General features: G+C 62.8%; 23 protein-coding genes. 12 read left to right on the top strand and 11 right to left on the bottom strand.

Features of this window, described 5'->3' with window-relative positions:
- Positions 1-116 precede the first annotated feature (116 nt).
- The 3 genes from OKC29_RS04845 to OKC29_RS04835 form a co-directional block, all read right to left on the bottom strand.
- Positions 117-2138 (bottom strand): exoribonuclease II, encoded by a 2022-nt coding sequence (locus OKC29_RS04845; RefSeq protein WP_073348799.1) that lies wholly within the window; start codon positions 2136-2138, stop codon positions 117-119.
- 100 nt (positions 2139-2238) lie between these two features.
- Positions 2239-3138, bottom strand: a complete 900-nt coding sequence (locus OKC29_RS04840; protein WP_011704527.1) for a LysR family transcriptional regulator ArgP — start codon at positions 3136-3138, stop codon at positions 2239-2241.
- A 267-nt stretch (positions 3139-3405) separates the two neighbouring features.
- Positions 3406-4029 (bottom strand): acyl-homoserine-lactone synthase, encoded by a 624-nt coding sequence (locus tag OKC29_RS04835; RefSeq protein WP_011704528.1) that lies wholly within the window; start codon positions 4027-4029, stop codon positions 3406-3408.
- A 62-nt stretch (positions 4030-4091) separates the two neighbouring features.
- On the opposite strand from OKC29_RS04835, the gene OKC29_RS04830 reads away from it, so the two are divergent.
- From OKC29_RS04830 to OKC29_RS04820, 3 genes are all read left to right on the top strand, one after another.
- Positions 4092-4874, top strand: a complete 783-nt coding sequence (locus OKC29_RS04830) for a LuxR family transcriptional regulator (protein ID WP_005315931.1) — start codon at positions 4092-4094, stop codon at positions 4872-4874.
- Positions 4875-5087: 213 nt separating this feature from the next.
- The gene (gene lysE / locus OKC29_RS04825; RefSeq protein WP_011704530.1) at positions 5088-5708 is read left to right on the top strand and encodes an L-lysine exporter; all 621 of its coding nucleotides are present in this window, start codon (positions 5088-5090) and stop codon (positions 5706-5708) included.
- Positions 5709-5835: 127 nt separating this feature from the next.
- Positions 5836-7815, top strand: coding sequence for a bifunctional 2',3'-cyclic-nucleotide 2'-phosphodiesterase/3'-nucleotidase (locus OKC29_RS04820; RefSeq protein ID WP_029301886.1), 1980 nt, complete (start codon positions 5836-5838; stop codon positions 7813-7815).
- 74 nt (positions 7816-7889) lie between these two features.
- Here the strand turns inward: OKC29_RS04820 and OKC29_RS04815 are convergent, their stop codons facing one another.
- From OKC29_RS04815 to hslR, 8 genes are all read right to left on the bottom strand, one after another.
- Positions 7890-8366 (bottom strand): glycine zipper 2TM domain-containing protein, encoded by a 477-nt coding sequence (locus OKC29_RS04815; protein ID WP_005308463.1) that lies wholly within the window; start codon positions 8364-8366, stop codon positions 7890-7892.
- Between the two features lie 137 nt (positions 8367-8503).
- On the bottom strand, positions 8504-8956 hold the full coding sequence (locus OKC29_RS04810; RefSeq protein ID WP_073348800.1) for a GNAT family N-acetyltransferase: 453 nt from the start codon (positions 8954-8956) through the stop codon (positions 8504-8506).
- Between the two features lie 120 nt (positions 8957-9076).
- Complete coding sequence (locus OKC29_RS04805; protein WP_162275595.1) at positions 9077-9472, bottom strand: nitrous oxide-stimulated promoter family protein; 396 nt, start codon at positions 9470-9472, stop codon at positions 9077-9079.
- 112 nt (positions 9473-9584) lie between these two features.
- Positions 9585-11387 (bottom strand): aminopeptidase P family protein, encoded by a 1803-nt coding sequence (locus OKC29_RS04800; protein WP_073348802.1) that lies wholly within the window; start codon positions 11385-11387, stop codon positions 9585-9587.
- A 33-nt stretch (positions 11388-11420) separates the two neighbouring features.
- The gene (locus OKC29_RS04795; RefSeq protein WP_011704535.1) at positions 11421-12086 is read right to left on the bottom strand and encodes a GntR family transcriptional regulator; all 666 of its coding nucleotides are present in this window, start codon (positions 12084-12086) and stop codon (positions 11421-11423) included.
- A gap of 176 nt (positions 12087-12262) precedes the next feature.
- Positions 12263-13888 carry a phosphoenolpyruvate carboxykinase (ATP) gene (pckA, locus tag OKC29_RS04790; protein WP_073348803.1) on the bottom strand — a complete coding sequence of 542 codons (1626 nt, stop codon included), beginning with the start codon at positions 13886-13888 and terminating at the stop codon, positions 12263-12265.
- Between the two features lie 149 nt (positions 13889-14037).
- Complete coding sequence (gene hslO, locus OKC29_RS04785) at positions 14038-14922, bottom strand: Hsp33 family molecular chaperone HslO (RefSeq protein WP_024943636.1); 885 nt, start codon at positions 14920-14922, stop codon at positions 14038-14040.
- Positions 14923-15030: 108 nt separating this feature from the next.
- Positions 15031-15429, bottom strand: a complete 399-nt coding sequence (gene hslR / locus OKC29_RS04780) for a ribosome-associated heat shock protein Hsp15 (RefSeq protein ID WP_270668962.1) — start codon at positions 15427-15429, stop codon at positions 15031-15033.
- Between the two features lie 214 nt (positions 15430-15643).
- Here hslR and exeC point away from each other — a divergent pair, with 214 nt between their 5' ends.
- From exeC to exeK, 9 genes are all read left to right on the top strand, one after another.
- Positions 15644-16492, top strand: a complete 849-nt coding sequence (gene exeC / locus OKC29_RS04775; protein WP_278254840.1) for a GspC family type II secretion system variant ExeC — start codon at positions 15644-15646, stop codon at positions 16490-16492.
- Between the two features lie 21 nt (positions 16493-16513).
- Entirely contained in the window at positions 16514-18547 is a 2034-nt protein-coding gene (exeD, locus tag OKC29_RS04770) for a GspD family T2SS secretin variant ExeD (protein ID WP_024943634.1), read from the top strand.
- Positions 18547-20052 carry a GspE family T2SS ATPase variant ExeE gene (exeE, locus tag OKC29_RS04765; RefSeq protein WP_073348806.1) on the top strand — a complete coding sequence of 502 codons (1506 nt, stop codon included), beginning with the start codon at positions 18547-18549 and terminating at the stop codon, positions 20050-20052. Before exeD ends, exeE begins: the two co-directional genes overlap by 1 nt.
- A 1-nt stretch (position 20053) precedes the next feature.
- Positions 20054-21274, top strand: coding sequence for a GspF family T2SS innner membrane protein variant ExeF (gene exeF / locus OKC29_RS04760; protein WP_010635230.1), 1221 nt, complete (start codon positions 20054-20056; stop codon positions 21272-21274).
- A gap of 151 nt (positions 21275-21425) precedes the next feature.
- Positions 21426-21857 (top strand): GspG family T2SS major pseudopilin variant ExeG, encoded by a 432-nt coding sequence (exeG, locus tag OKC29_RS04755; RefSeq protein ID WP_005308483.1) that lies wholly within the window; start codon positions 21426-21428, stop codon positions 21855-21857.
- A 47-nt stretch (positions 21858-21904) separates the two neighbouring features.
- Positions 21905-22468 (top strand): GspH family T2SS minor pseudopilin variant ExeH, encoded by a 564-nt coding sequence (gene exeH, locus OKC29_RS04750; protein WP_073348807.1) that lies wholly within the window; start codon positions 21905-21907, stop codon positions 22466-22468.
- Positions 22465-22824, top strand: coding sequence for a GspI family T2SS minor pseudopilin variant ExeI (gene exeI, locus OKC29_RS04745; RefSeq protein ID WP_073348808.1), 360 nt, complete (start codon positions 22465-22467; stop codon positions 22822-22824). Before exeH ends, exeI begins: the two co-directional genes overlap by 4 nt.
- A 116-nt stretch (positions 22825-22940) precedes the next feature.
- Positions 22941-23564, top strand: coding sequence for a GspJ family T2SS minor pseudopilin variant ExeJ (gene exeJ, locus OKC29_RS04740; protein ID WP_408786903.1), 624 nt, complete (start codon positions 22941-22943; stop codon positions 23562-23564).
- Complete coding sequence (exeK, locus tag OKC29_RS04735) at positions 23554-24579, top strand: GspK family T2SS minor pseudopilin variant ExeK (protein ID WP_060390462.1); 1026 nt, start codon at positions 23554-23556, stop codon at positions 24577-24579. The genes exeJ and exeK overlap by 11 nt, the downstream gene beginning before the upstream one ends.
- Positions 24580-24593 lie beyond the last annotated feature (14 nt).

Genomic DNA, 24593 nt, shown 5'->3' with positions numbered 1-24593 from the left:
ATGCCCGTAACGAGCAACTGGCAAGCTCGGGGCGTACAAAAAGTGATCGGCTGGCGGCATGGCCCAATAAAAAAGCCCGCAGGGTGCGGGCTTTTTGCAAGGTGGGGAAGCCTGGCTTATTCGGCCTTGGGGGCCTCGTCGGCAGGCGCAGCATCGGCCTCGCTGGTCGGGGCGACCGGCGCCGGGCCCGGCACCAGCTCCACCGCCGGCTTGGCGATGAGGGAGCGGGTCTCTTCCACCGCTTCGGTCAACTTGACCTCGATGATCTGGCCGAGCTCGTAGACCACCTCGGTCTTGTCCAGATAGACGCGGCCGTTGTCCCAGTTGCACTCCAGCCGATCCTTGTTGTCGAGGATATGGCGGGCGGGCATGAACACCACGGCGCCGTTCTCGCGCAGACGCAGCTTGAGGCCGGCGCGCATCACGTCGATGATCTCGGCGTTGAACACCTTGTCGGTGCCGGCATCGGCCTTGAGGTAGCGGACATAGAGCCAGTCGCCGATGTCGCGCTCCACCATGCGGTGCAGACGACGGCAGGCGGTCAGGTGTTCGGTGAGCTCCAGGCTCGGGCGCTCACCCGGTGTCTTGCCGGCGATGACGGCTTTCAGCAGGCGATGGTTGACCATGTCGCCGTATTTGCGGATCGGTGAGGTCCAGGTGGCGTAGGCATCCAGCCCCAGGCCGTAGTGGGCGCCCGGCTCGGCGGACATCAGCGCATAGCTCTGGAAGCGGCGGATCTTGCCGTCCAGCCAGCGGGTGTCCAGATTGTCGATCCAGCGGCGCAGGGCACAGAAGCCGGACAGGCTGGCGATCTCTTCTTTCTCGAACGGGGCCTCGGCGCTTTTCAGCAGATCGATGGCGCCGTCGAGGGACTCTTCGTCAAAGCCGGTGTGGACGTTGAAGATGCCGTAGCCGACCTGCTTGCCGAGCACGCGGCCAGCACAGATGTTGGCGGCGATCATCGACTCTTCCACCATGCGGTTGGCGATGCGGCGCGGCTCGACGTGAATGGCCAGCACTTCGCCGTTCTCGCCCAGCTCGAAGTCGTAGTCGGGACGATCCGGGAACACCAGGGCGTGCTCGGTACGCCACTTGATGCGCGCTTCGGTCATCGCCTTCATCAGCGGCAGCTGTGCCAGCACGCCGGCGTCGATATCCAGCTGTTTGCCGTGTTCGGCCCAGTCGGAGACGTCGTCATAGGTGAGGCGGGCGTGGGAGCTGATGCGGGCGGCGAAGAACTCGGTCTCCTCCAGCAGCAGGCCGTCCTCGGCGATGAGCAGACGGGCACACAGGGTGTTGCGCTCCTCGCCCTCTTTCAGGGAGCAGAGCTCGTCGGAGAGGGTGCGCGGGATCATCGGCACGTTGCGGCCCGGCATGTAGACGGTGAAGGCGCGCTGGGCGGCTTCCTTGTCCAGCTCGCTGCCCTCGGCCACATAGGCGGTCGGGTCGGCGATGGCCACCAGCAGCTCCCAGCCGTTGTCCAGCTTGCGGATGGCCAGGGCATCGTCCATGTCCTTGGTCTTGGCGCCGTCGATGGTGAAGAAGGGGGTCGCGGTCAGATCGGTGCGCGGCAGCTCTTCCTCTTCGATCACCTTCCACTCCGGCAGATCCGCCGGCTCGACCTGGGCCAGATTGTGGCGCGCCAGCACCACCCACCAGGGCACGTTGTGATCTTCCTGCGAGGCGATCTTCTGGGTGATCTCGGCAGAGAAGTTGCCGTCCACCAGGGCGTGACGCTTGAGGGTGGCAACCACCCAGTCCCCTTCCTTGAACTCTTTCTCGTCCAGCCCCTTCTTGACGCGGGCCTTGATGGCATCCTTGATCAACGGGTGATCGGCGACCACGTTGAGGCGGTCGCGGAACATCTTGACGCGGGCCACGAAACGGGTGACGGACTGCTCCAGCAGGGCATCCGGCTCGGCCACTTCCTTCTCTTTCTCGGTACGGATCAGGGCGCTCACCCGGTCACCGTGCATCACCTTCTTCATGTAGGGAGGCGGCACGAAATAGCTGGTCTTCTCATCGACCTCCAGGAAGCCGAAGCCCCGATCGGAGGCGCGGATCACACCCTCTTTCTTGGGGATGTTTTCGCGGATTTGTTGCTTGAGCTGGGCCAGCAGCGGATTGTCTTGGAACATAAGTGAGGAACCTGAAGTGGAAAACCTGGGTGGAGACCTGATGACGGATCGCCCAGCACTATACGTTTTTACCCCTCCAAAGCCAAGGTGAATGGCCGGTTCAGCCGGGTTGCAGTGCCCGGCGACCCTGCTCGATCAGGCGCTGGGATATCTGTTTGTGCAGCCCCCGTTCCAGCACCCAGCGGTGCCAGTAGAGCCGCTCGACCAGATGCTGGTCCGGGCTGAGATCGAGCAGGCTGCCCTCCGCCAGCTGGCGGCGGATCTGCAATTCCGGGATCAGGCAGCAGGCCAGCCCCTGTTCGGCCATGGCAACGAAGGCCTCGGACGAGCGCACCGTGTGACAGGGGTAACCGCCGGGCTCCAGCCCGAAGTGGCGGGCCATGTAGCTGACGTGCATGTCGTCGCGCTGATCGAAGGCCACCGCCGGCGCCTTGGCCAGCGCAGCCAGGGTCAGCCCCTGCGGGAAGTGGCGGGCGACGAAGGCGGGGCTGGCGGTGAGCAGGTAGCGCATCTCGCCGAGCTCGTCGACGCAGCAGCCGGCCAGCGGCTGGCCGTGCAGGCTGACGGCGCCGAACGCCTGCCCCTCGCGTACCCGATCCAGGGTGCGGCTCTCGTCATCCACCAGCAGGTTCAGCTCGATGGGGTGCTGTTCCAGCAGCGGGGCCAGGGCCGGCAGAAACCAGGTGGCCAGGCTGTCGGCGTTGACGGCGATGCTGACCCGGATCGGTGCCTGCGGCTCGGCGGGGGAGAGCTCACCAGCCAGTTCCAGCTCCAGCTGGCGCACCTGACGGTAGTGGGCCAGCAGCTTCTGCCCGAGCGCGGTGGCCTGCAGCGGCTGGCCGCGGATCAGCAGCGGCTCGGCAAACTGCTGCTCCAGCTGCTTGATGCGCTGGGAGATGGCGGACTGGGTGATGTGCAGGCGCTGGGCGGCCCGCTCGAAGTTCTGCTCCTGCATCACCGCATCCAGCGCCAGCAGTAGCTTGTAATCCAACGCCTTCATCAGCATGCCTTATCAACAGAGGGAATTGAGAAGGGATGCTACTCAAGTGGTGGATGGAGAACAACCGGAGATCGCTGAAAATGTCGGCAGACCAGGCGTGACAAGGGCTGTGGGGTCAAAGCGGATTTGTCACTGTGAGATGTGACAGTGGTGGTCAAAAGGTATTCAAGAGATACTCTTTTGCGTCCGTTTTTGCATGGGGTGGAAACGGGCCATAGCGAGAACTTTTAATCCCGGGTCTTACCCCGGGATTTTTTTGCGTCGCCTTTATTCGGTGACCAGTTCGCGCGCCTCGTCGTAGGCACCCTGCAGGGGCTGGCCGACTGCACGGGCGAAACGCTCATCCAGATGGAAGCGGATCCCGACCCCGCGCACGGCGCCCAGATCCACCGCCTGGCGGTGACCGAGCCGTTCGATGGGCAGGCCGAGACGGCGGAAGATCCGCTCTACCGGGAGGCTGACCACGGCAACCAGCTCGCGGATCCCCTGCGCCTTGGCGAAGGCATAGACCTCGCGGAAGATGATGCAGGTCAGTTCGCTGATGCCGTTGCCGAGCCGGGGAGCCCGTTCGGCATCGATGGCGAGGCGGGTCAGCTCCCACACGTCGTTGCTGCGCGGCGGGGCTTCACCGGCGAGGGCGGTGGGGAAGATGCTGGGCAGCATGTAATCCTGGGCACAGCTGAGCAGACGGATACAGCCGCACAGGCCTTCCTCGTCTTCGATCAGCACCCAGTGGGTATCAGGGGTATCGAAACTGTCCTGCTCCAGACCACGGTGGGATTCCACATCCCAGCCGAGGCGATCGGAGAAGACGCGATTGCGAAAGCGATAAAGCTCGTTTTCTACCTCCCATCTGGGGTGTTCTTTTAATTTTCCTTTGAAAACAAGCATTCAGATGTCTCCATTTCAGTGTTCGGCGCTATAATCGAGGCCCTGGCCAGGGGGGCTAGCATATGAAACAAGACCAACTGCTTGAGTACCTCGAACATTTCACTTCGGTAACGGACGGGGATCGTTTGGCCGAGTTGATCGGTCGGTTCACGCTCGGTATGGGTTACGACTACTACCGGTTTGCGCTGATCATTCCCATGTCGATGCAAAGACCCAAGGTGGTGCTGTTCAACCAGTGCCCAGACTCCTGGGTGCAGGCCTACACGGCCAACCATATGCTGGCCTGTGATCCCATCATTCAATTGGCCCGCAAGCAGACCTTGCCCATTTACTGGAACCGGCTGGATGAGCGGGCGCGTTTTCTGCAAGAGGGCAGTCTTGACGTGATGGGGTTGGCGGCGGAGTTCGGGCTGCGCAACGGAATTTCGTTCCCGTTGCACGGTGCGGCAGGGGAGAACGGCATACTGTCGTTCATCACCGCCGAGCGGGCATCGAGCGATCTGCTGCTGGAGTCCTCGCCCATCCTCTCCTGGATGTCCAACTACATCTTCGAGGCGGCGATCCGGATTGTGCGGGTCAGTCTGCGGGAAGATGACCCTCAGGAGGCCCTGACTGACCGGGAGACCGAATGCCTGTTCTGGGCCAGTGAAGGGAAAACGTCGGGTGAAATCGCCTGCATCCTGGGGATCACGGAACGAACCGTGAACTACCACCTCAATCAGGTCACCCGTAAAACGGGGTCGATGAATCGCTACCAGGCCATCGCCAAGGGGGTGAGCAGTGGCATTTTGCTGCCCAATCTCGAGCAGGTCGTGGTCACCAACTTCCCCAAGCTGATGCAATAAAACCCGATGATTCTCGGGGCAGAGTGATTGGCTAACAATTGTCAGATCCTGCAATTGACAGTCATGGCCGAATGGCGGCCATTCTGCCCCGAAGGGGTTATGCCTGCTGCACGGTCATTAGCAAAACCAATGACTCAGCAGATCAATGAATTTCTCTAAATAGAGCTGCCCCCCTTATAGTGCCGTCCAATCACTCTGCTGGACGGTTCACCCATGTTTGCTACCACCCTGCAAGGCTTCACCCTCGGCCTTGCCATGATCATTCCCATCGGTGCCCAGAATGCCTTCGTGCTGAGTCGGGGCATCCACCGCAACCACCATCTGCTGACGGCGACCCTCTGCTGCCTGTGCGATCTCGTGCTGATCGGCATCGGGGTGTTTGGCGGGGCCAACCTGCTGGCGGCCAGCCCGATCGGCCTGGCCCTGCTGACCTGGGGCGGCGTGCTGTTTCTCGGCTGGTTCGGTATCCGTTCCCTGCGCAGTGCCTGGCGCGGGCAGGGAGCCAAGCTTGCGGACTCCCCCCAGCTGATGGGGGTCAAGAGCGTGCTGGCCATGACCCTCGGGGTGACCCTGCTCAACCCCCACGTCTACCTGGATACCCTGATGCTGCTCGGCTCCTTCGGCAGCCAGTTTGCCGAAGAGTTGCGGCCGGCTTTTGCGGCGGGGGCCATGCTGGCCTCGCTGGTCTGGTTCTACAGCCTGGCGTTCGGGGCAGCGGCCCTCTCGCCCTGGCTCGCTCGCGGCAGGGTTCAGCAAGCTATTGATACTATTGTTGGTTTCATCATGCTGGGGCTGGCGTTGCAGCTGGCGAGCGGGGCTCTGCTGGCGTCATAAGGCTATTTTTGTGCCGCACCTCATAAAAATTAATCCCGGCTTCATGCGCTGACATATTCGTCTGTTAAATTCCCGTCGCTGGTAAAGCGACACTCATAATAAAAGGGACAAGACAGTGAATAAAACCATGAAGCTGGGTGCTATTGCAGCCATCGTGCTGTTATCTGCCTGTAGCAATGAAAACGACAGCAAGGCGCAACCGGGTGAGGTTGCTCTGCGTCTGATCCAGACCTCCGATATCCACTCCAACGTGCTGGGCTACGACTACTACCAGAACAAGGAAGATCGCAAGTTTGGCCTCTCCCGCACCGCGCTGCTGATCCGCGCGGCCCGCGCGGAAAACCCCAACAACCTGCTGCTCGACAACGGCGACCTGATCCAGGGTACGCCGCTGGCGGACTACATCTTCGAGCAGTCCGGTGCCGGTTACCTCGACAAGCAGGCTCACCCGGTGTTCAAGGCAATGAACGAGCTCGGCTACGATGCCGGCAACCTGGGCAACCACGAGTTCAACTACGGGCTGGATTACCTCACCAAGACCCTGCAGGGGGCCAAGTTCCCCTATGTGAACGCCAACGTGTTCGAGGCGGGCGCCTTCAAGCGCGATGCCAAGGGGCAAATAGACTGGAGCGGCAACAAGTTCACCCCCTACCTGCTGCTGGAGCGCAAGGTGAAGGATGACAAGGGCCAGCTGCAGACCGTCAAGGTCGGTATCCTGGGGCTGACTCCGCCGCAGGTGCTGCAGTGGGACAAGCGTCACCTGGAAGGCAAGGTGGTGGTGGCCGACATGGTCGAGACCGCCAACCACTATGTGCCCGAGCTGCGCGCCAAGGGCGCCGACATAGTCGTAGTGGTGGCCCATACCGGCATCAACGCCAGCAGCTACGAGGCCATGATGGAGAACTCCGCCTGGCACCTGGCCAAGGTGAAGGGGGTCGATGCCCTGATGCTGGGTCACGCCCACAAGAACTTCCCGGGTGACTTCCCGGATCTGCCGGAGGTGGACAACAAGGCCGGTACCCTGAGCGGCATTCCGACCGTGATGCCGGGTTACTGGGGCAACCACCTCGGCATCATCGACCTCAAGCTGGAGCAGGTGGACGGCAAGTGGCAGGTGAAACAGAGCCAGGCCAGCCTGCGCAAGATCGACTCCAGCGAGGGCAGCGCGGTGGATCAACGGGTGGTAGACCTGGTGCAGGCCGACCACGACGCCACCAACCAGTGGCTGGACGAGCCGCTCGGCAAGATCACCTCCTCCATCCACAGCTTCTTCGCCCTGGTGCAGGACGACCCTTCGGTGCAACTGGTGAGCGATGCCCAGCGCAAGCATGCCGAACAGCTGCAAAAAGACGGTCTGCTCAAGGAGTCCTACCCCATCCTGTCGGTGGCGGCCCCGTTCCGTGGCGGCCGCAACGGCATCAATGACTTCACCTACGTGGCTCAGGGCGACATCTCCCTGCGCAACGTCTCCGACCTCTACATCTATCCGAACACCCTGCAGGTGGTCGAGGTGAACGGGGCCACCGTCAAGGAGTGGCTGGAGATGAGTGCCGGCCAGTTCAACCAGATCGACACCGGCAAGACCGAGGTGCAGTGGCTGGTGAACGAGAAGTTCCCCACCTACAACTTCGACGTGATCGACGGGGTCAACTACGAGGTGGATATCACCCAGCCGGCCCGTTACAACAAGGAAGGGGCCAAGGTCAGCGACGGCCAGCGTATCAGCAGCCTCACCTTCAACGGCCAGCCCATCGATCCGGCCCAGAAGTTCTACGTGGTGACCAACAACTACCGCGCCAGCGGCGGCGGCCACTTCCCGGGTATCGACGGCAGCAACATAGTGCATGAAGACCCCTTCGAGACGCGCGAGATCATCGCCCAGTACCTGAAGGCCCAGTCTGCCGACAACCCGGCCGGCTTCAGCCCGGCGGCCAACAACAACTGGCACATGAAGGCCCTGCCGGCCAATGTGGACGTGCGGCTCTACTCCTCTCCCCGCGAAGAGGCCAAACAGCTGGCCGGTGCGGATCTGGAGTACAAGTCCACCCTGCCGATGGATGACGCCCAGCACCCTGGTTACGCCATCTTCCGGCTGATCCGTCAGTAATTCCCGGCCGACATGGCAATAAAAAAAGCCCTCGCAGTGCGAGGGCTTTCTCATGGGCGGAGGGCTCCGAGGGCTTAGTTGACCACGGCCACGTTGATGGTGCCGTTGCCCTGGGTCATGCGTACCCGGGCGCCCGGCACGAAGGTGGGGCTGGCCTTTTGCACCACCACGATGGATTCGCCGTTCTCTTTCTTGATCTCGAGTTCGACGCCGTCCACCTGGTTGAGCTTGTCACCGGCCGCCTTGCCCGCTGCCGCACCCGCGATGGCGCCACCGGCTGCGGCGATGTCACTGCCGCGCCCGCCGCCAATGGTGCTGCCGAGCAGGCCGCCGACCACGGCGCCGCCAATGGTGCCGATCAGCGAGTTCTCATCGGCCTGGATCTTGACCGGGCGGGTGGAGAGGATGGTGCCGTAGCTGACGGTCTGCACTTGTTTGGCGCGATCCTTGGTGTAGACGTCACCGGAGTAGACGTCGCTGTTGGCACAGCCGCTGAGGGTGGTGGCGGTGGTGGTGGCCAACAGGGCGATGAGGGTAATGCGTTTCAACATGATGGGCCTCCTGGGCTGGCATCTAATCTGGTTTGTTCGGTCAGTGATTCAACTCTACGCCAACCGGATTGAGCATGAAACCAGCAAAGTGTAACCAATTATAAGGCCCGGGCCCCGCAAACCCCGTCACCGCCGGCTCAGTCGAGCCGTTTTTCCAGCAGCAGGCGATCCTCCTCCGGGCCGAAATAGTCGCGCTCCTCGGCCAGTTGCTGATAACCGAGTCGAAAGTAGAGGCGCTGGGCCGGATTGGCCGGGTCCACCGTCAGTCTGACCCGCTCGATCCCCAGTGTCAGCAGTGACTGCTCTACCTGCAGCATCATGCGTTCGGCCAGGCCGAAGCCGCGTGCCTCCGGCAGTACCGCCAAGGAGAGCAGCCAGCCCTGCGACCGATCCTGTCCCAGTCCGCCCAGGGCATAGCCCAGCAGCTTGCCGTCCAGCTCGGCCACCAGCAGCAGCTCGGGCCACAGATCCATGGCCTGGCGGAAGAAGAAGCCGGGATAGACATCCTCCCCGAATACATTGACGTCGATCTGCCAGATGGCGTGCATGTCGGTGTGGCGCGCCACTCTCAAAACGGGGGGCTGGTGCATCCGGGCTCCTGTGGTGTCGTACGTGCTGCCGGGCGGCAGTCAAAAAGGAGCCACAGGGTAGTGGGCCCGCCGGGCTGATGCAAGCGGGTCTGGGGCAGTAAGCAGCAGGGTGGCCCCGACTCAGGGCGGCAGGGGACGGCTGCCTGGTCGTTTGGGGGCCTTGCGACGGCTGTCCAGCAGGTGGCGCAGGGCCAGCCAGGGGTGATGCCACAGCATGCGCGGGCCGCTCCACTTCATCACCAGCTGGATCTGCTTGCGCATGGCCGGGGCATAGCAGTGGATGTGGCAGTTGGCACAGGTGGGCTTGTGGCCGTGACCATAGCGGCAGCGGCGCAGCCGCTGGTGGGCAAACTCCTGCAACTGCTGGCAGTGCCGGCAGGCGGGATCCTGATGATGATGGTCGCAGTAGAGGCGGATCATGGCGCTGACCGTCTGCTGCTCCCGCTTGAGCCTGGGATGCACGGGCACCTTGTCGGCACGGGCCGGGCGCGCGGGGTGGGAGTGATGGGTCGTCATGCAGGGCATTGTCCGGACCTGGGGCGACGGGGTCTTGATACAGGTCAAACCGGCGGGCAAAAAAACAGGGCCCGCGGGCCCTGTTTCATCAGACCGCTCTGTTTGTCTGCGCTTAGATGAGGCTGGTTGCCTGCTCCAGCCAGGCGAGATCCTCGCCCTCCAGCAGCGGGCTCAGGCGGCGGTAGACCTCGGCGTGATACTCGTTGATCCAGCGGAACTCGGCCGGGCTCAACAGGCTGCGATCGATGAGGCGGGTATCGAACGGTACATAGGTCAGCCGCTCGAAGCCCAGCATCGGCAGCTCGCCGATCTGCTCCTGCTCGGTGACCACCACCAGGTTCTCGCAACGGATGCCGAAGGCATCTTCCCGGTAGTAGCCAGGTTCGTTGGAGAGCACCATGCCCGGCTGCAGGGCCACCAGGCTGCCCTTGGGGGCGATGCGCTGCGGGCCTTCGTGCACGCTGAGGAAGTGGCCGACGCCGTGGCCGGTGCCGTGGTCGTAGTTGTAACCGGCCTGCCACAGCGGCTGGCGGGCCAGCACGTCGAGCTGGATGCCGGCGGTGCCGCGTGGGAAGCGGGCCTGATCCAGCGCGATGTGACCCTGCAGTACCCGGGTGAACATCGCCTTGTGCTCGTCGGTCAGCTCACCCACCTTGATGGTGCGGGTGATGTCGGTGGTGCCGTCCAGATACTGGGCGCCGGAGTCCACCAGATAGATGCTGTCCTGGCCAAAGGTGCGCGGGGTGCCGTTGGTGTGGCGGTAGTGGCACATGGCGGCGTTGGGGCCGAGCGCCGAGATGGTGTCGAAGCTCGGCTCGACATAGTGCTCCTGCTCGCGGCGGAAGGCTTCCAGCTGGTCGGCCAGGGTGCCTTCATCCACCCCGTCGAACTCGCCGCTGGCGATCAGCCGATCCAGCCAGGCCAGGAAGCGGGTGACGGCGACGCCGTCGCGCAGATGGGCGGCGCGCATGCCGGCCAGCTCCACCTCGTTCTTGCATGCCTTGGGCAGCATGGTCGGGTCCTGACCGGCCACCAGGATGGCGCCCGCCTCTTCCATGACCAGCTGGGTCCAGGCGTTGGCGGTGTTGGGATCGGCCAGCACCTTCTGCTGGTCTTCACCGATGCGCTGCAGCACGTCACCCAGCTTGTCGATGGGGTAGACGGAGACATCCTGCCCCACGTGCTGGCTGAAGGCGAAGCAGTCGATCTTGTCGGTGTCGACGAAGAAATCCATGGTGGCGTTGGCGTAGAGCACCGCAAACCCCAGCACCACCGGCAGCCGCTCCACGTCGCGACCGCGCAGGTTGAGCAGCCAGTTGATGGGCTCGGCCTGGGTCAGCAGCACCGCATCCAGAGCGCGCTTGCGCAGATCGCTGGCCAGCATCTCGCGCTTGGCCTGGCTGGACTGGCCCGCCAGCGCTTCGCTGTAGAGGATGGCCGGATTCTTGGTGGGGGCGGGGCGATCGCTCCAGTGCAGATCGATGGGGTTCTGCTCGACCCGCACCAGCTCGATGCCGCGCTCGGTCAGCACCGCCTTGGCATTGTGATACCAGGCCAGGCTGTGCAGGCGGGCGTCGAAGCCGACCCGGGAGCCGGACGGCAGCTGATCCGCCAGCCACTGCACATGGGGATCTTCCACCAGATGGAGAAACTCGAAGAGCTCGGCCGGTGCCTGCATGCGTGCCTGCACCGTGTAACGACCGTCGATGAACAGGGCCGCCCGCTGCGCCAGGATGATAGCGAGGCCGGCGGAGCCGTTGAAACCCGTGATCCAGTCCAGTCGCTCGGCGTAGGCGGGAATGTACTCCCCCAGGTGCTCGTCGTCGTGGGGGACGATGAAGGCGTCCAGCTCCATCATGGCCAGTTCGGCCCTGACCTGGGCGACGCGGGTTTCAATAATCTCGAAATGATTCATGTCGTTAATGCCAGATTGTTGTGATGTGAGTGTTCAGTGGTTGTGGCCGCTGTCCAGGATCCGCTTGATGGACTGGCCAGCCGCCTCGATATGTTGCTTGAGCAGAACCACCGCCTCGTGCTTGCGGCGGGCGCGGCACAGCTCCAGCAGCTGGGCGTGCTCGCGCTCGGCCTTGTCGACGCCATCGCTGGCGAACAGCAGCTCGAAGCGCACATAGCGGTCACAGCTCAGATTGATCTGGGCGATCAGCTCCAGTGCCTGGGGGCGGCCGGCGGCCTGATAGAGGGTGGCGTGAAAACTGTGGTTCAGTTCGGCCCAGCGTTCGATCTGGGTGCCCGACTCGAGGGCCTGGTCGAACTGGGCGAGGATCGCCTGCGCCCTGGCGAAGGTCTCCTCCGTCATCAGGTCGACGGCGTGGAACAGGGTATCGGCTTCCAGCAGGGCTCGCAAATAAAAGAGCTCCTCGATGGCCGCGGCGTCCAGCATGGTGACCACGGCGCCGCGGTGGGCCTCGAACTTCACCAGCCCCTGCGCTTCCAGCTGCATCAGGGCTTCGCGCACCGGAATGCGGCTCACCGCCAGCTCCTTGGCGATGGCGTCCTGGCGCAGGGGGGCGCCGGCGGGAAACTCACCGCGCAGGATCCGGCCACGGAGGTTTTCCATCACCATTTGGGTACGGGTCTTGTAGGGTGGGGTCATGATCGGGTCACAGGGGAATCGTTACAAAATTGTATATTGTATAAAGTTGGGCTGAATCTAACGCGCAAGGGCCCACAAGGCAAGGTTTGGCGGGAGTCAAACGCCGCGCTCTGCTCAAAAAAATACCGGCCAGCTGGGCTGACCGGTATGAGATTGGCAGTGAACGGGGCTGGCTGTTACAGCTGCGGGCCTGCCGCTACCAGACGCTTGCCCTCTTCATTGTCGGTGAAGCGCTCGAAGTTCTTGATGAAGCGCTGGGCCAGATCCTGCGCCTTGGCATCCCACTCGGCCTTGTTGGCGTAAGTGTCGCGCGGGTCGAGGATTGCCGGGTTCACGTCGTGCAGGGCGGTCGGTACTTCCAGATTGAAGATCGGCAGCACCTTGGTCTCGGCCTTCTCGATGGAGCCATCCAGGATGGCGTCGATGATGGCGCGGGTATCCTTGATGGAGATGCGCTTGCCGGTGCCGTTCCAGCCGGTGTTGACCAGGTAGGCTTCCGCGCCGGAGGCTTCCATCCGTTTCACCAGCTCCTGACCGTATTTGGTCGGGTGCAGGGAGAGGAAGGCTGCGCCGAAGCAGGAGGAGAAGGTCGGGGTCGGCTCTGTGATGCCGCGCTCGGTACCGGCCAGCTTGGCGGTGAAGCCAGAGAGGAAGTGGTACTTGGTCTGCTCCTTGGTCAGCTTGGAGACCGGGGGCAGCACGCCGAAGGCGTCGGCGGTCAGGAAGATCACCTTGTTGGCGTGACCCGCCTTGGAGACCGGCTTGACGATGTTCTCGATGTGATAGATGGGGTAGGAGACCCGGGTGTTCTCGGTCTTGGAGCCATCGTCGAAGTCGATGGTGCCGTCGGCCGCCACGGTCACGTTCTCCAGCAGCGCATCGCGACGGATGGCGTTGTAGATGTCCGGCTCGGCTTCCTTGGAGAGCTTGATGGTCTTGGCGTAGCAGCCGCCTTCGAAGTTGAACACGCCGTCGTCGTCCCAGCCGTGCTCGTCATCGCCGATCAGCTGACGCTTGGGATCGGTGGAGAGGGTGGTCTTGCCGGTACCGGACAGGCCGAAGAAGATGGCCACGTCACCGTCCTGACCCACGTTGGCGGAGCAGTGCATGGAGGCGATGCCGCGCAGGGGCAGGAAGTAGTTCATCATGGAGAACATCCCCTTCTTCATCTCGCCACCGTACCAGGTGCCGCCGATGAGCTGGATCTTCTCGGTCAGGTTGAAGGCGACGAAGTTCTCGGAGTTGAGACCCTGTTCCTTCCAGTTCGGGTTGGTGCACTTGGCACCGTTCATCACCACGAAGTCCGGTTTGAAGGTTTTCAGCTCTTCATCGCTCGGGCGAATGAACATGTTTTTCACGAAGTGCGCCTGCCAGGCCACCTCGGTGATGATGCGCACGGCGAGGCGGGTATCCGGGTTGGCACCGCAGAAGCCGTCGACCACGAACAGGCGCTTGCCGGAGAGCTGTTTGGTCACCAGGGATTTCAGATGTGACCACACTTCCGGGCTGATGGCTTTGTTATCGTTTTTACCCTGGTCAGACCACCACACAGTATTCTGGGTAGTGGCGTCTTTGACGATATATTTATCTTTAGGGGAGCGGCCGGTGAAGATGCCGGTATTGACATTGACGGCGCCCAGTTCGGTCACCACGCCGCGCTCGAACCCTTCCAGGTCGGCACGTGTCTCTTCCGCGAACAGCTGGTCGTAGGAAGGGTTGCGCAGGATTTCAGTGGAGTTCTTGATACCGTACTGGTCCAGTCCTAATTGCTTGGCCAGGGTGGGTTCTGCCACGATTGTCATTGTATTCTCCTGGGTTCAGAGGTTGGTAGGGTTCTATCTGGCGTTCATCCTATCACTTAGGTGGTAGAGTTTAGCGATCGCCATCAAACTTTATAAAATAGGGTATTTTTTTGTTATTTAAGTTAAAGGCGGGTTTTGCCCGCCTTCAATTAGTGTAACTTGTTTGCATCATTACCGGGAGCCCTGCTGAACAGGGTTTCGACGTCGATCCCATCAAATTGGTACTGGGCGCCGCAATAATCACAGTGCATGTCGATCTTGCCGAGCTCCTGCACCATCTCCATCACCTCTTCTTTCTCTATCTGCAGCAGAGCCCCTTCGCAACGGGCGCGGGAGCAGGTGCAGCGGAACTCGACCGCCTGCGGATCGAACACCCGCACCTTGTCCTGGTGGTAGAGGCGGTAGAGGATCTCTTCCGCTTCCAGACCGAACAGCTCTTCATCCTTGATGGTGCTGGTGAGCTGGGTCAGGTGTTCGAAATCGTCGCTGTGATCCTCGCTCTGGGCAGGCAGCTCCTGCAGCAGGATGCCGGCGGCGCGCGGCTCACCCTGGTGGTAGCCGGTGCGGATCCACAGCTTGGTCGCCAGCTGTTCGGACTGGGCGAAGTAGTGCTCCAGGCAGCCGGCCAGGGTGTCGGCGTCCAGCGCTATGATGCCCTGATAGCGTTCACCCTGCTCCGGGGTGATGGTGATGACCAGCTGGCCTTCTCCGATCAGGCTCTGCAGCTTGTCATCGCTCGGCAGTTCCCCTTCATAGCGGGCCACACCACGCAGCTGCTGATTGTTGTCGCCGTTGATGACGGCCAGCCGTACCGGGCCGTTGCCCTGCAGCTGCACCGTGATGGAGCCTTCGAACTTGAGGGTGGCGGTCAGCAGGCTGGTGGCGACCAGCAGTTCACCCAGCAGTTTTTGCACCTGTACCGGGTAGTTCTGGGCCTCAACCACGTGGCGATAGGTGTGGTCCAGCTGGACCAGCTCGCCCCGGACTTCGTACTCTTCGAACAGATAGCGATACAGGAGATCTTGGTTACTCATCATGCATTCCTGGGTTCTTCGGTGGGGTAAATAGATAAAAACATTAATAAACAGCTGGTTAGGAACTTATTCCGGCAACTGTCGTCATAAAAGGGCCATCTTGGCGGGTCAATATTGCTTGACCTTGATCAGCTGGCGCCGCTCCTGTTTGTCGGGGCGACGCTCGGGGCTTGGCGCAAACTGGCTGTTGAAGCGGCGTGCCTCGCTGTTTTCGGCCCGCTTTTTCAGGCTGGCCTCGGTCTCTTCATAGAGCTGCTGGGCCAGCGGGGCGGACTTGCGCTGCTCGCTCACCTCGAGCACCCGCACTTCCCGTTCGTCCTGATTCTGCCAGAAGCGAATGAGGGCGCCGACCTCGACATGCTTGCCCGGTTTGCTGCGCTGGCCGTTGTAATGCACCTTGCCCCCTTCAATCTGGTCGCGGGCCAGGCTGCGGGTCTTGTAAAAACGTGCCGCCCACAACCACTTGTCGAGACGGACCAGGGCTGGGGTTTCTGCGGGGTTCGGCATGAATCGACTCCGGAATGGCTGAAAGGGGTGCCTGATTATACCAGAGGCGGGCCCCGGGATAGAAACAGGGGGGCTGATGGTGTGACGGAATGTCAATTTTCGCAGCTTCATCCCATCCGGTCGGTTGTCTCTGGGTCCATTGCCGTACACAATAGCCAACCGATTTGGATGCCAGAAAATATTGATAAACATGACGCTACCGTTCAGGGATGACTTGTTGAGCTCCCTTCTGGCCCGTTGTAAAACCGTGCCACTCTCCCGATTCAGCCAGCCTCTGTTCTGGCTTCTGCTGCTGTTGCTGGCCCACCAGTGTGCCGGTCTCACCTGGCGTCTGCTGGATCTCGGCAGCCAGCCCGTCAGCCAGTCCTGGCAACCGTCGGTGGTCGCCAATCAGAGCCAGGGCGCAAACCGACTCAACCTGAGCGGCGTCAGCCGGCTGGCACTGTTCGGCAAGGCCAAACAGCAGGCCCAGGCGGCCGATGTTGTCGCAGCCGATGCTCCCAAGACCCAGCTCAATGCCCAGCTCAACGGCGTGCTGGCGAGCTCGGATCCCGCCAAATCCATTGCCATCATCGCCCACAACGGGCTGCAGAACTCCTACGGCATCGGTGATCTCATCGATGGTACCCAGGCCAAGATCCGCCAGGTGTTCCCGGATCGGGTCATCATCGAGCGGGACGGCCGTGACGAGACCCTGATGCTGGACGGGGAAGAGTACGGCAAGCCGCTGCCCAAGCCGGGCAACCAGGACGGCAAGCTCTCCTCGGTACGCAATGAGCTGATGGGCAACCCCGGCAAGATCACCGATTACCTCAATATTTCCCCGGTCCGGGTCGATGGTCGCATGGTCGGCTATCGCCTCAATCCGGGCAGCAATCCGGAACTGTTCAATCAACTGGGGCTGGTCGCCAACGACATGGCGGTCAGCATCAATGGACTGGATCTGCGGGATAACGCTCAGGCCATGCAGGCAATGCAGCAGGTGGCTGGCGCAACGGAAATGACCGTCACCGTCGAGCGGCAAGGACAGCTCTACGACGTTTATGTCGGCTTGTCAGAATAATGATTTGGAGTAGCACCAAGAATGATAAATAAAGGGAAGGGCTGGCGTCTGGCCACCGTGGCTGCGGCGCTGATGATGGCAGGTTCTGCCTGGGCCACCGAATATTCCGCCAGCTTCAAGAATGCCGACATCGAAGAGTTCATCAACACGGTCGGCAAGAACCTGAACAAGACCATCATCATCGAGCCTTCGGTGCGCGGCAAGATCAACGTCCGCAGCTATGACCTGCTCAACGAAGACCAGTACTACCAGTTCTTCCTGAGCGTGCTCGATGTCTATGGCTTCGCCGTGGTCCCCATGGACAACGGCGTGCTCAAGGTGGTGCGCTCCAAGGATGCCAAGACCTCCGCCATCCCGGTGGTGGACGAGAGCAACCCCGGCAGCGGCGACGAGATGGTGACCCGGGTCGTGCCGGTGCGCAACGTCTCGGTGCGCGAACTGGCGCCGCTGCTGCGCCAGCTCAACGACAACGCAGGCGGTGGCAACGTGGTCCATTACGACCCCTCCAACGTGTTGCTGATCACCGGCCGCGCCGCCGTGGTCAACCGGCTGGTGGAAGTGGTGCGCCGGGTCGACAAGGCGGGCGACCAGGAAGTGGACATCGTCAAGCTGAAGTACGCCTCCGCCGGCGAGATGGTGCGGCTGGTGACCAACCTCAACAAGGACGGCAACAACCAGGGCGGCAACACCTCCCTGCTGCTGGCGCCCAAGGTGGTGGCCGATGAGCGCACCAACTCGGTGGTGGTGAGCGGCGAGCCCAAGGCGCGCGCCCGCATCATCCAGATGGTGCACCAGCTCGACCGTGACCTGCAGAGCCAGGGCAACACCCGGGTCTTTTATCTGAAATACGGCAAGGCCAAGGATCTGGTGGAGGTGCTCAAGGGCGTCAGCTCCAGCATCGAGGCGGACAAGAAGGGCGGCGCGGCCACCACCACAGGGGGTGGCGGTGCCAGCATCGGCGGTGGCAAGCTGGCCATCTCCGCCGACGAGACCACCAATGCGCTGGTGATCACCGCCCAGCCGGACGTGATGGCGGAGCTGGAGCAGGTGGTCGCCAAGCTCGACATCCGCCGTGCCCAGGTGCTGGTGGAGGCGATCATCGTCGAGATCGCCGATGGCGACGGCCTCAACCTCGGGGTGCAGTGGGCCAACACCAATGGCGGCGGCACCCAGTTCACCGACACCGGCCTGCCCATCGGTTCGGTGGCCATCGCGGCCAAGGATTACCAGAAGAACGGTACCACCACCGGTCTGGCCTCGCTGGCCAAGGATTTCAACGGTATGGCGGCCGGCTTCTACAAGGGCAACTGGGCCGCGCTGGTGACGGCCCTGTCGACCGATACCAAGAACGATATTCTCTCCACCCCGAGTATCGTCACCATGGACAACAAGGAAGCCTCATTCAACGTCGGCCAGGAAGTGCCGGTGCAGAGCGGCTCTCAGAGCTCCACCACCAGCGATCAGGTGTTCAACACCATCGAGCGCAAGACGGTGGGTACCAAGCTGGTGGTGACGCCGCAGATTAACGAGGGGGATTCCGTGCTGCTCAATATCGAGCAGGAGGTCTCCAGCGTGGCGCAGACCCAGGCACCCGGTACCAGCACGCTGGGCCCGACCTTCGATACCCGTACCATCAAGAACGCTGTGCTGGTGAAGAGCGGCGAGACCGTGGTGCTGGGCGGCTTGATGGACGAGAAGACCCAGGAGAAGGTCTCCAAGGTACCGCTGCTCGGCGACATCCCGGTGCTGGGCTACCTGTTCCGCTCGACCTCCAACTCGACCTCCAAGCGCAATCTGATGGTCTTTATCCGACCGACCATTTTGCGTGATGCCGATGTCTACAGCGGTATCTCCAGCAACAAGTACTCCCAGTTCCGCTCCGAGCAGCAGGAGGCGGCGGCGCAGGAGGGCTATCTCACCTCGCCCAAGCGCCAGGTGCTGCCCGAGTACGGCCAGGGCGTGACCATGTCGCCCGAGGTGCAGAAGCAGCTCCAGCAGACACAGTCGGCCCCGCAGACGAGCGGCGGGTCCCAGCCATTCGTGGGTAACAAGTAATGGCGGCATACCAGCTGGATGGCGTCGACATGCCGGCAACCCTGCCCGAGCTGCCGTTTGCCTTCGCCCGCAACTTCGGGGTGATCCTGACCGAGCGGCAGGGGGCCCCGGTGCTGCTCTGCCGCCAGGGCGTGACGCCGCAAACCCTGCTGGAAGTGCGGCGGGTGGCGGGCTGCGCCTTCACGGTGGAGCAGATGGACGGCGAAGCCTTCGAAGAACTGCTGATGGCCCACTACCAGCGCGACTCCTCCGAGGCGCGCCAGCTGATGGAGGATCTCGGCAACGAGATGGACTTCTTCGCGCTGGCCGAAGAGCTGCCCCAGAGTGAAGACCTGCTGGACGCCGACGACGACGCCCCCATCATCCGCCTCATCAACGCCATGTTGAGCGAGGCGATAAAAGAAGAGGCGTCCGACATCCACATCGAGACCTTCGAGCGGGCCCTGGTGATCCGCTTCCGTATCGATGGGGTGCTGCGGGAGATCCTGCGTCCCCATCGCAAGCTCGCCTCCTTGCTGGTGTCGCGCATCAAGGTCATGTCGCGGATGGACATCGCCGAGAAGCGGGTGCCGCAGGATGGCCGCATCTCACTGCGCATCGGCGGCCGGGCGGTGGACGTGCGGGTCTCCACCATGCCGTCCAGCTACGGCGAGCGGGTGGTGCTGCGTCTGCTCGACAAGAACAACGTGCGGCTCGAGCTCAAGCAGCTCGGCATGACGCTGGCCAACCGCAACATCATCAGCGAACTCATTCGCAAGCCTCACGGCATCATTCTGGTGACGGGCCCGACTGGTTCGGGCAAGTCGACCACCCTCTACGCGGCCCTCTCCGAGATCAACTCGCGGGATCGCAACATCCTGACCGTCGAAGACCCCATCGAATATGACCTCGAAGGGGTGGGCCAGACCCAGGTCAACAGCAAGGTGGACATGACCTTCGCCCGCGGCCTGCGCGCCATTCTGCGCCAGGATCCGGACGTGGTGATGGTGGGGGAGATTCGTGACCTCGAGACCGCCCAGATCGCGGTGCAGGCGTCGCTGACCGGTCACCTGGTGATGTCGACCCTGCACACCAACACCGCCATCGGTGCCATCACCCGGATGCGGGACATGGGCATCGAGCCCTTCCTGCTCTCCTCCTCGCTGCTGGCGGTACTGGCCCAGCGGCTGGTGCGCACCCTCTGCCCCGATTGCCGCGCGCCGCGCCCCATCACCGAGCAGGAGCGTCTGGCCATGGGCATCGAGCTGGCGCCGGATCAGCAGGTGTGGCGGCCGGTGGGCTGCGAGCAGTGCAACCACACCGGCTATCGTGGCCGGACCGGCATCCACGAGCTGGTGGTGATCGACGAAGCGGTGCGCGAGGCGATCCACAGCGCCAGCGGCGAGCTGGCCATCGAGCGGCTGATCCGGGGTCATACCCCCAGCATCCGCCGCGACGGCATCGACAAGGTACTCAAGGGGCAGACCAGCCTCGAAGAGGTGCTGCGCGTGACCCGGGAAGACTGAGATGGCAGCATTCGAATACAAGGCCCTCGACGGCAAGGGACGCAACAAGAGCGGCGTGCTGGAGGGGGATTCCGCCCGCCAGGTACGCCAGCTGTTGCGCGAGCAGGGGCTGACCCCGCTCGAGGTGAACGAGACCACCGAGAAGGCCAAGCGCGAGGCGAACCGCTTCGTGTTGTTCCGCCGTGGTGCCAGCACCGCTGAGCTTGCGATGATCACCCGCCAGCTGGCCACTCTGGTGGGGGCCGGGCTCACCATCGAAGAGGCGCTCAAGGCCGTCGCCGAGCAGTGCGAGAAGGCTCACCTGCGCAGTATGGTGGCTACGGTGCGCAGCAAGGTGGTGGAAGGCTATTCGCTGGCTGATTCGCTGGCGGCCTTTCCCCATGTGTTCGATCAGCTGTTCCGCTCCATGGTGGCGGCCGGCGAGAAGTCCGGTCACCTGGAGAAGGTGCTCAACCGCCTCGCCGACTACACCGAGCAGCGTCAGCACATGCGCACCAAGCTGCTGCAGGCGATGATCTACCCCATCGTATTGACCTGCGTCGCCATCGGCGTCATTTCCATCCTGCTCACCGCCGTGGTGCCCAAGGTGGTCGCCCAGTTCGAACACATGGGCCAGCAACTGCCGGCCACCACCCGCTTCCTCATCGGTACCAGCGAGCTGATGCAGCACTACGGCCTCTGGTTCCTGTTGCTGCTGCTGGTGGGCGGCTTTGTCTGGCGCTGGTGGCTGACCGACGACAAGCGTCGCCGTCACTGGCACCAGCTCATCCTGCGCCTGCCGGTGATCGGCCGGGTCAGCCGCGGTCTCAACACCGCCCGTTTTGCTCGCACCCTGAGCATCCTCAACGCCAGCGCCGTGCCGCTGCTGGAGGGGATGAAGATCTCCGGCGAAGTGCTCTCCAACGACTTTGCCCGCATGCGCATCGGTGAGGCCACCGAGCGGGTGCGGGAGGGGACCAGCCTGCGCAAGTCGCTGGATGAAACCAAAATTTTTCCGCCCATGATGCTGCACATGATCGCCTCCGGCGAACAGAGCGGCGAGCTCGACAACATGCTGGAGCGGGCGGCGGACAACCAGGATCGGGAGTTCGAAACCCAGGTGAACATCGCCCTCGGGGTATTCGAACCCATGCTGGTGGTCTCCATGGCCGGGGTGGTGCTGTTTATCGTGATGTCGATCCTGCAGCCGATCCTCGAGCTCAACAATATGGTGAATATGTAAGGTTCGGACGTTCGAATACGCTGCGCTATTCGAACCTACCAATCCAATCAACTCCGTAGGTTCGATTAGCCGACAGGCGTCATCGAACGATCGTGGTTTAACAGTTAATCGTTGATGGTTCATGCCATCTCATTTCGTGAGGGAGTAAGTCATGCAAAAGCGTCGTCAATCGGGTTTTACCCTGCTGGAAGTGATGGTGGTCATCGTGATCCTGGGGATCCTGGCCAGCCTGGTGGTGCCCAACCTGATGGGCAACAAGGAGAAGGCCGACCAGCAGAAAGCGGTCTCCGACATAGTGGCGCTGGAAAACGCCCTCGACATGTACAAGCTGGACAACAACCGCTACCCGACCACCGAGCAGGGGCTGGACGCGCTGGTCAACAAGCCGACCGCCGCACCTGAGCCGCGCAGCTACCGCGAAGGGGGCTACATCAAGCGCCTGCCGCAGGATCCTTGGGGCAACCCGTACCAGATGCTGAGCCCGGGCCAGTTCGGCAAGATCGATATCTTCTCCATGGGGCTGGATGGCGAAGCCGGTACCGATGACGACATCGGCAACTGGAACCTGAAGGACTTCCAATAAGTGATCCCGCCGCGTCGCGCTCACCGAGTCATCTCGAGGCTGCCTGAATGAAGGTGGCCTCTTCTGCCCGTCGCCAGGCCGGTTTTACCCTGCTGGAAGTGTTGCTGGTGGCCATGTTGATGGGGCTGGTTGCCACTGCCGTCACCCTCAGCATGGGCGGCGCCAGGGGGGATAGAGAGCTCGACAAGCAGGCGCGCCGCTTCATGGCCGTGCTGCAGCAGGCGCAGGAGTACTCGGTGATGGATGGCCGGCTGGTGGGCCTGCGTGTCGAGGACAACAGCTGGCAGTTCATGCAGCGCGCGGCCAAGGATCGCAAGTGGCAGGTGATGAGCGGCGACAAGCTGCTGGATCGGGTCGAGTTGCCCGACAACATGCGACTGGCCATCGAGCTCGAGGGCTTCAGCTGGCGGACCGAATCCGACGAGAAGTACGAGAAGGGGCGCGACGAGAAGGAGCGCACGCCGCAGGTGTTCATCTTTCCCGGTGGGGAGCTGACCCCCTTCGTGCTGACCCTGACCCAGCAGGACGACGATCTGCGCTATGTGCGCACGGTCAAGGCGGACGAGTTTGGCCGCCTGCGTCTGCTGCAGGACGAGGAGGAAGAGGAATGAACGCCCGCGGCATGACCCTGCTGGAAGTCATGGTGGCGCTGGCGGTGTTCGCCATCGCCGGGCTGGCGGTGATGAAGACCGCCAGCGAGCACCTCTCCGGCCTCAACTATCTGGAACAGAAGACCCTGGCGACCTGGGTGGTGGAGAACCAGCTGGTGCAGCAGAAGCTCGAAGCCAAGTGGCCCGGTGACAGCTGGGTGGAAGGGGACGAGCAGATGGCGGGTCAGACCTGGTACTGGCGCTATCGCGGCGTCGCCACCGCCGACAGCAACTTCAAGGCGCTGGACATGGAAGTGCGTACTGCGCCCAAGGCCGAGAGCCCGGTGGCCATGATCCGGACCTATATCAGCCGATGAACCTGCATCAAGGTGTCTCCATGATCCGGAGCCGGCATCAGCCGATGAACCTGCATCAAGGTGTCTCCATAAGCCGGAGCCGGCATCAGCCGATGAATCCGCAGCAACGTGTATACATGAGCCGGCGTCAGGCGGGGTTTACCCTGCTGGAGATGCTGGTGGCCATCGCCATCTTCGCCGGCCTGAGCCTGGGCGCCTATCAGGTGCTGCAAGGGGTGCTCACCAGCGACGAGGTGGCCAAGCGCAAGGAGGATCGTCTCTCCGAGCTGCAACTGGCCTTCTCCGTGCTGGAGCGGGATATCACCCAGATGGTGCCGCGCAGCGGCCGCATCGACGGCGAGAACAACAAGGTGCTGCTGGCGGCCTCCCGCTTTGGCCAGCAGAGCGACGACTGGGGCATGGCCTTCATGCGCGGCGGCTGGCTCAACCCGGACGGCATGTTGCCGCGCTCCGGCCTGCAGCGGGTCGGCTGGCGCCTCAAGGATCACAAGCTGGAGCGGCTGAGCTACCTCTACCCGGATCCGGTGATCGGCACCGAGCCGCGCATCCAGCCCATGCTGGAGCGGGTGACGGCGCTGCGACTCTACTTCTACGACAAGGGCGCCTGGAAAGAGGAGTGGACCCAGCGCAACGTGCTGCCCTATGGGCTGGCGGTGGAGCTGGATCTGGAAGACTACGGCACCATCCGCCGCCAGTTCCTGATCGGTGCTGGCGGCCAGCGAGCGGACAATGGCAATTAAGCGCGGCCGGGGCCGATCCCGCACCACACCGGGCCGCCAGGGGGGTATGGCCCTGCTGGTGGTGCTGCTCATCCTGTCGGTGATGGTGATCATCGCCAGCAACATGAGCGGCCGCCTGCAGCTGGAGCTGCGCCGCACCGCCAATCTCACCGCCGGCAAGCAGGCCTGGTGGTATGCCATGTCGGCGGAGGCGCTGGTGAGCAAGGTGCTGGCCCAGGATTTCAAGGACGACCCCAACGTGGTCAGCCTGGGGCAGAACTGGGCGCGCCAGGATGCGGTCTTCCCGGTGGATGACGGCAAGCTCACCGGCCGGGTGCGGGATCTGCAATCCTGCTTCAACCTCAACAGCCTGAGCGTGCCGTTGAAGGACGGGATCAGCGGTGACGATCTGGAGAAGCAGCCCTATCCGGTCAAGGTGTTCAAGGCGCTGCTCAAGCAGCTCGAGGTTGAAGATTACGAGGCGGTGCAGCTGACCGATGCCATCCGCGACTGGACCGACAAGGATACCGTGCTGGTGTCGAGCTACGGTGCCGAGGATGCCTATTACGAAGGGCTCACCCCCCCTTATCTGACCGCCAACCAGTGGATGCTCGGCACCGACGAGCTGCGGGCGGTGCGCGGGGTGAGCGCCAAGCTGTACGCTCGGCTGGCGCCTTATGTGTGCGCCCTGCCCAACGACAAGCTGGTGGTGAACGTCAACACCATCCGGCCGGAGCAGTCGGCCCTGCTGGTGGCGCTCTATCTGGACAAGGTGGGGCTGGACGATGCCAAGCGGGTGCTGACCAGCCGCCCCCAGAAGGGGTGGAAGAACAAGAAGGAGATGACGGACCAGATGCCGGTACAGGTGAGCAACATCCAGGGGCTGGATGCGGCGCTGGACGTCAAGAGCAGCTATTTCGAGGCCAGGCTGATTGCCGAGGTGGGTGACACCCGGGCCCGGCTGGAGAGCGTCTTCGTGCGCGGCAAGGACAACAAGCTGGTGATGCTGCGCCGTCTGAACGGCGGCGCCGAATAACAAGGGAGGCGGGC

The sequence above is a fragment of the Aeromonas sp. QDB34 genome, from assembly GCF_027705405.1.
Taxonomy (GTDB): Bacteria; Pseudomonadota; Gammaproteobacteria; order Enterobacterales; family Aeromonadaceae; genus Aeromonas; species Aeromonas hydrophila.
Note: the sequence above shows the minus strand (reverse complement) of the source record. Positions and strands in the feature narration are given on the sequence as shown.

Coding starts and splice junctions, on each gene's coding strand:
- OKC29_RS04795 (WP_011704535.1), bottom strand. CDS start 12,086: ATGACCCCACCCTACAAGACCCGTACCCAAATGGTGATGGAAAACCTC.
- OKC29_RS04835 (WP_011704528.1), bottom strand. CDS start 4,029: ATGCTTGTTTTCAAAGGAAAATTAAAAGAACACCCCAGATGGGAGGTA.
- pckA (WP_073348803.1), bottom strand. CDS start 13,888: ATGACAATCGTGGCAGAACCCACCCTGGCCAAGCAATTAGGACTGGAC.
- hslO (WP_024943636.1), bottom strand. CDS start 14,922: ATGAGTAACCAAGATCTCCTGTATCGCTATCTGTTCGAAGAGTACGAA.
- exeE (WP_073348806.1), top strand. CDS start 18,547: ATGGCGGCATACCAGCTGGATGGCGTCGACATGCCGGCAACCCTGCCC.
- exeF (WP_010635230.1), top strand. CDS start 20,054: ATGGCAGCATTCGAATACAAGGCCCTCGACGGCAAGGGACGCAACAAG.
- OKC29_RS04815 (WP_005308463.1), bottom strand. CDS start 8,366: ATGTTGAAACGCATTACCCTCATCGCCCTGTTGGCCACCACCACCGCC.
- OKC29_RS04845 (WP_073348799.1), bottom strand. CDS start 2,138: ATGTTCCAAGACAATCCGCTGCTGGCCCAGCTCAAGCAACAAATCCGC.
- OKC29_RS04805 (WP_162275595.1), bottom strand. CDS start 9,472: ATGACGACCCATCACTCCCACCCCGCGCGCCCGGCCCGTGCCGACAAG.
- exeJ (WP_408786903.1), top strand. CDS start 22,941: ATGAGCCGGCGTCAGGCGGGGTTTACCCTGCTGGAGATGCTGGTGGCC.
- OKC29_RS04810 (WP_073348800.1), bottom strand. CDS start 8,956: ATGCACCAGCCCCCCGTTTTGAGAGTGGCGCGCCACACCGACATGCAC.
- OKC29_RS04800 (WP_073348802.1), bottom strand. CDS start 11,387: ATGAATCATTTCGAGATTATTGAAACCCGCGTCGCCCAGGTCAGGGCC.
- OKC29_RS04820 (WP_029301886.1), top strand. CDS start 5,836: ATGAAGCTGGGTGCTATTGCAGCCATCGTGCTGTTATCTGCCTGTAGC.
- exeI (WP_073348808.1), top strand. CDS start 22,465: ATGAACGCCCGCGGCATGACCCTGCTGGAAGTCATGGTGGCGCTGGCG.
- OKC29_RS04830 (WP_005315931.1), top strand. CDS start 4,092: ATGAAACAAGACCAACTGCTTGAGTACCTCGAACATTTCACTTCGGTA.
- exeH (WP_073348807.1), top strand. CDS start 21,905: ATGAAGGTGGCCTCTTCTGCCCGTCGCCAGGCCGGTTTTACCCTGCTG.
- lysE (WP_011704530.1), top strand. CDS start 5,088: ATGTTTGCTACCACCCTGCAAGGCTTCACCCTCGGCCTTGCCATGATC.
- hslR (WP_270668962.1), bottom strand. CDS start 15,429: ATGCCGAACCCCGCAGAAACCCCAGCCCTGGTCCGTCTCGACAAGTGG.
- exeG (WP_005308483.1), top strand. CDS start 21,426: ATGCAAAAGCGTCGTCAATCGGGTTTTACCCTGCTGGAAGTGATGGTG.
- OKC29_RS04840 (WP_011704527.1), bottom strand. CDS start 3,138: ATGAAGGCGTTGGATTACAAGCTACTGCTGGCGCTGGATGCGGTGATG.
- exeK (WP_060390462.1), top strand. CDS start 23,554: ATGGCAATTAAGCGCGGCCGGGGCCGATCCCGCACCACACCGGGCCGC.
- exeD (WP_024943634.1), top strand. CDS start 16,514: ATGATAAATAAAGGGAAGGGCTGGCGTCTGGCCACCGTGGCTGCGGCG.